The 4400-nt window shown below is 64.6% G+C and carries 3 protein-coding genes; 2 read left to right on the top strand and 1 reads right to left on the bottom strand.

What is annotated here, in order from left to right:
• Positions 1-80: 80 nt before the first annotated feature.
• Positions 81-1166 (bottom strand): site-specific integrase, encoded by a 1086-nt coding sequence (locus E4V01_RS25160; protein ID WP_135300268.1) that lies wholly within the window; start codon positions 1164-1166, stop codon positions 81-83.
• Between the two features lie 349 nt (positions 1167-1515).
• Between E4V01_RS25160 and E4V01_RS25155 the strand changes: the two genes are divergently transcribed.
• Complete coding sequence (locus E4V01_RS25155) at positions 1516-2019, top strand: DEAD/DEAH box helicase family protein (protein WP_135300267.1); 504 nt, start codon at positions 1516-1518, stop codon at positions 2017-2019.
• Positions 2016-4154: a hypothetical protein gene (locus tag E4V01_RS25150; protein ID WP_135300266.1), complete on the top strand. Its 2139-nt coding sequence runs from the start codon at positions 2016-2018 to the stop codon at positions 4152-4154. Before E4V01_RS25155 ends, E4V01_RS25150 begins: the two co-directional genes overlap by 4 nt.
• Positions 4155-4400 lie beyond the last annotated feature (246 nt).

Raw genomic sequence — 4400 nt, 5'->3', positions numbered from 1 at the left:
TTTAATCTGTAGGTCCTGGGTTCGAGTCCCAGCGCGCTCACCACTTCACCATGGCTTGTCGAACGCTCTAACTCTCTGGTTTATTGAGTGTTTTGACGTTCGTGAGCCTCTGGCGGATGGTCGTTTCCGGCCTTTTCTGTCGATCGGATCAGACGCTCCTGTGGCCGGTTTTGTGCCACCCGTCCGATCTCCTCGTGCAGGTCTTCGACTCGAAGGTGCCCGTACCGGGCGGTCATCTGGAGGCCGGAGTGCCCGAGGATGCGCGATAAACGGTAGAGGTCGCCGCCGCGCTGAACGTACCAGCTTGCGAAGGTGTGGCGGAGATCGTGCCACCGCATGTTGGTGACCTTGGCCCGACGACAGGCCCCGCCGAAGCCCTTCTTCATGTCGCAGTAGCGCGAGCCATCGACCTTGCACAAAAGGTACGACGAGCGGGGGCGGCCGGGCTCGTCTAGCAGGCCCTTGATGGTCTTGATGGCGTTGTCCGAGAGCGGCACTCGACGCGGCGCCCCCGTCTTGGTGCGCTCCAGGTGGACCTCCCGCCGGTTCAGGTCGATGGCGGTGGTCGTGAGGCCGAACAGTTCCTCACGACGCATGCCGGTCTCGACAGCGAGGATGATCGCCGGGCGCAAGCTCGGCGATGCCACGGCTAGGAGCCGATCGAACTCAGCTTGCGTCAGGAAACGGGTTCGCGGACGAGCTTCGCGTAGGCCGCGCTTACCGAAGGCCGTGACCGGATTTGTGTCCAGCCAGCCCCACCGCCCGCAGGCCGAGCAGATCACGCTCAAGAAGGCGAGGTCGCGCCGGATCGTCGTGTCAGTGACTCCGGCCCGCTTCCTCGCGGTGACGAACTCGGCGATGACCCGGCGCGTGATCTCGTCGAGGTGGAGCAGATTGAACGTCGGCGCCAACGTCCGACTGTTGCTCCGGTAGCTGCTCAGAGTTTTGGGTCTGACGCGCGTTTCCTGGAAGTAGCGCTCGACGGCTTCCTCGAAGCGATGCCGCGGAGCATCACCGCGCGCTCGTCCCGCCTGCTCTGCGAGCAAACGCTCTAGGTAGGCTTGCGCCTCCGCCTTTCTCGTCGTCTTCGCACTCTTCCGGACGTGGGTGCCGTTCCGCCTGAACCGAACCCACCAGACATCGCCGCGGCGATAGAGCCCTGCCACCCGATACCCTCACGCTGATCCTCGGACCAAGGATCGAGGGGAGCACGGATCAGGAATCGCGCAAGCGAATCTGCTTCTGGGAGACGCAGACCGATCGGTTATGGCGCTCATGCTGGGCGACGGCGGTTCGCACGAATCAGGAGCAAAAAGGGCCTTGACCTGTAGGGTTGCCGTCCGGCAGAAGCCCCGCCGAGCCCGCCTTTAGGGCTCAGGCTTCTGGCGGGAATGGCTCCCGCCTGTGACGCTTCGCGATCGAGCATGTTCCGCTCGACGCTGTCGCAGGCATGGTGCTCTCCAAACACCCGCAAGCGGCCATCATCTTCAGTATGTAATTTTTGGTTGATTCATCATGTGCTTTTACTACTTTGACGCCCTTGCGGGGGCGGGCAAGACGCGTGCGCTCGCACGGTACACCGACCGGATCGCCCGCCGCGGCTGCAAGGTCCTCTTCATCCAGCCGACCAAGCACCTCATCGACAAGACGGTCGAGGACGAACTCCAGCCTCTCGACCCGCCGTACCCCTACCGGGTCCTTCACGGTGACGTTGACCTCGACGGCACCTCGGTTGTTGCTGAGATCGTTCGGCACTTCCAGGACGCCGATCCCGAGCAGGGAGAGGTTCTGTTCGTCACGCACGCCGCGTTCCTGCGCGTCCCGTATCTTCAGGAGAAGGCGAACTGGCACCTCATCGTGGACGAGGTGCTGGAGGCGGACAAGTTCCAGGAGTTGAGGCTCCCCGAGACGCACCATCTGATCCTGCCTTACCTCACGCTTGTTCCGATGGGGTCGGTTTACGGACGGCTGGAAGCGGTTCGCCAAGACGTTGCCTCTGGCGAGGAGGATGCACGGTGAGCCTGAAGAAGATCGCGCGTAACCAGAGCGGGGACGACGTCCTTGCCCTGTTCAATGGCATCAGTCCCCGCATCTTGTCCGACGACTGGACCGTCTACGCCAAGCAGGACAGCTACCAGCGGATGGTCGAGGGCAAGAAGGCTGGCGCCTCGCTGACGACCTACTCGTTGATGGAGCCAAGTCTGTTCTACGGCTTTGCGACGGCCACCTTCGCCTCGGCGTGCATGACGGAGACGACGTTCTTCCGCCTTCTCACGGCGAAGGGCGTCCCGATCCGGCCAGTCGAGGAAGGGCTGCGGGCCGATCTGCGCTACACCGAGCACGAGCATGGCGAGCGCATCACTATCTTCTACGCATCCGAGGAGGCGTGGTCGAAGCGGTTCCGGGATCGTTCGGTGACGGACGAGAAGGGCGTCTCCACCACGGTCCTGCGCCGGGTGAAGGAGGCGATCGGCAGCCTGCTCGGCTCGGAGCCCTTTGTCTGGATGGGCAACAAGGACCTCGATGACAACTTCTTCGGGCTGGCCGGGGCGAAGCGCCTGCCCAACACCCCACACGGGCTGAACTCGTTCCAGGGCTACCACAACGTGGTGGTGGTCTCGGCGCTCAACCCGCCTCCCGTGCACTTCCACTTCATGGAGACGCGCGGCATCTCGGGCGAGGAGTTGCGCACGGGCTGCTACCGAACGGCGGTCTATCAGGCGGTCATGCGCTGCTCGATCCGCAACCCCGCGGATGAGAACCCGAAGCGGGTGATCGTCATGGACCGGGACACGGCCGACTGGCTGGCCGATCTGTTCCCCGGCGCCATCGTCGAACCGCTGCCGGGCACGGGCATGCTGCCGCGCAAGGGCAAGGCCGGTCGGCCGCGGCGGCACGCCGACGACGCCGCCAAGGCCAGGGCCTACAGAGAGGGAGAGAAGCGCAAGCTCCTGGCCGAACTCGACGCCATCAACGGGACCTCGTTCATCCGGGGCACTTACCCGCAGTTCGTGGAGCAAGTGCGAGCCGAGATGCGCGAGTTCGCGCGTGACGAAAACCCTTACCTTAAAGGAGATATCGTGACGCCGTTCGCGTCGCCTTCGGCGCCTGCGACCAGCGGCACCGTCTTCCGGGCGACGTATGATCGGCTCCCGCTCGATCACGTCGATCACGAGGACGACGACGTGTTCATCGCTGGCCTGCGCGACCTGCACACCCGTGTGGTCCCGAAGGAGGAGGCGGGCGTGTTCTCGCCCGCCCACTTCGATCCCGACAAGGCAAGCGAGACGTTCCACGGCCTTGCTAACGTCACGCATCTGCGCGGCATCTGGCTCGACAACGACGGCGGTGACCTCACGCACGCCGCCTTTGCCGACCTGTTCCCCTATCTGCGGATCGTGGTCTGGAACACGGCCTCGTCCACGACGGCGGCGCCACGCTGGCGTGCCTTCATCCCGACCAGTCATGCCATGAGCATGGAGGTGCAGGGGCTGATCCTGGCGCAGATCGTGAAGGTGCTGAACCGAGCGGGCCTCTGGGGCAAGAGGCAGATCGAGAAGCAGGCGAAGCGCTCCGACGCCAAGCCGCGCCTCTGCCACGGCTTCGACGAGGGCAAGTTCAACGCGGCCTCGATGTTCTACCTGCCCTGTCAGGCCAAGGACCCGGCGGACTCGTTCTTCATCGACTACGGCGAGGCTGATCCGAAGCGCGGTCCGCTCGATCTGGTGGCCTGGATCGAGCACTGCATCCTCGACCTGCGCCCTGAACCCGAGCCGATGAGGCCCGCTCCCGCCCCCGAACCAGCACCCCCCAAGGTCCCGGGGAAGGCGTCGGAGAAGGTCCGGGTCAGCGAGAGCCTTCAGGCTATCCGCGATGCGCTCGCCGCGGAGCAGGCCCGATCCAGTGCCGGTCGCCGAGCAGACCTCGTTGAGAAGGCCGTTCAAGGTTGGCGCAGGGCTTCGCGGGGAGACGGCCATGCCGCCTTCTTCCGGCTTGGTGCGGCTTTGCATCGGGCCGGGCTCTCTGACTACGAGATCGAGCAGAAGCTGCGCGACGAGTCGATCTACGCCCACTCGCGAGGCGAGCGTCGGGCCGAGATCAAGGGCATCCTCAAGAGCCTGAGCCGCAGCGGGAGCTTCAGGTCCCGACGATAAAGAGGGATGAGGTCGTGCTCCGCGTGAAGCACGACCTCACCTCAAGGAGGGGGCAGCCGCAGCCTGGACCGCTCTCAGAGGGATCGACCCCCATCACTCTGACTGCCGGACAAAGAGGCGACGCGCTTCGGCATACCCTCAGGCTCTCACGGATCGAGAAACCGTCGAGCCAATCGCGAGCCGGGGACAGATGGTTCCGGGACAGGCGAAAACCGCCCGCGGCTCGAAGGGAAAACGGGGCAGAAA

Origin of the sequence: Methylorubrum sp. Q1 (assembly GCF_004683995.1) — a bacterium.
Classification (GTDB): Bacteria; Pseudomonadota; Alphaproteobacteria; order Rhizobiales; family Beijerinckiaceae; genus Methylobacterium.
Note: the sequence above shows the minus strand (reverse complement) of the source record. Positions and strands in the feature narration are given on the sequence as shown.

Excerpts from the sequence above, each read along its gene's own strand:
- E4V01_RS25155 (WP_135300267.1), top strand. The coding sequence starts at position 1,516 with ATGTGCTTTTACTACTTTGACGCCCTTGCGGGGGCGGGCAAGACGCGT.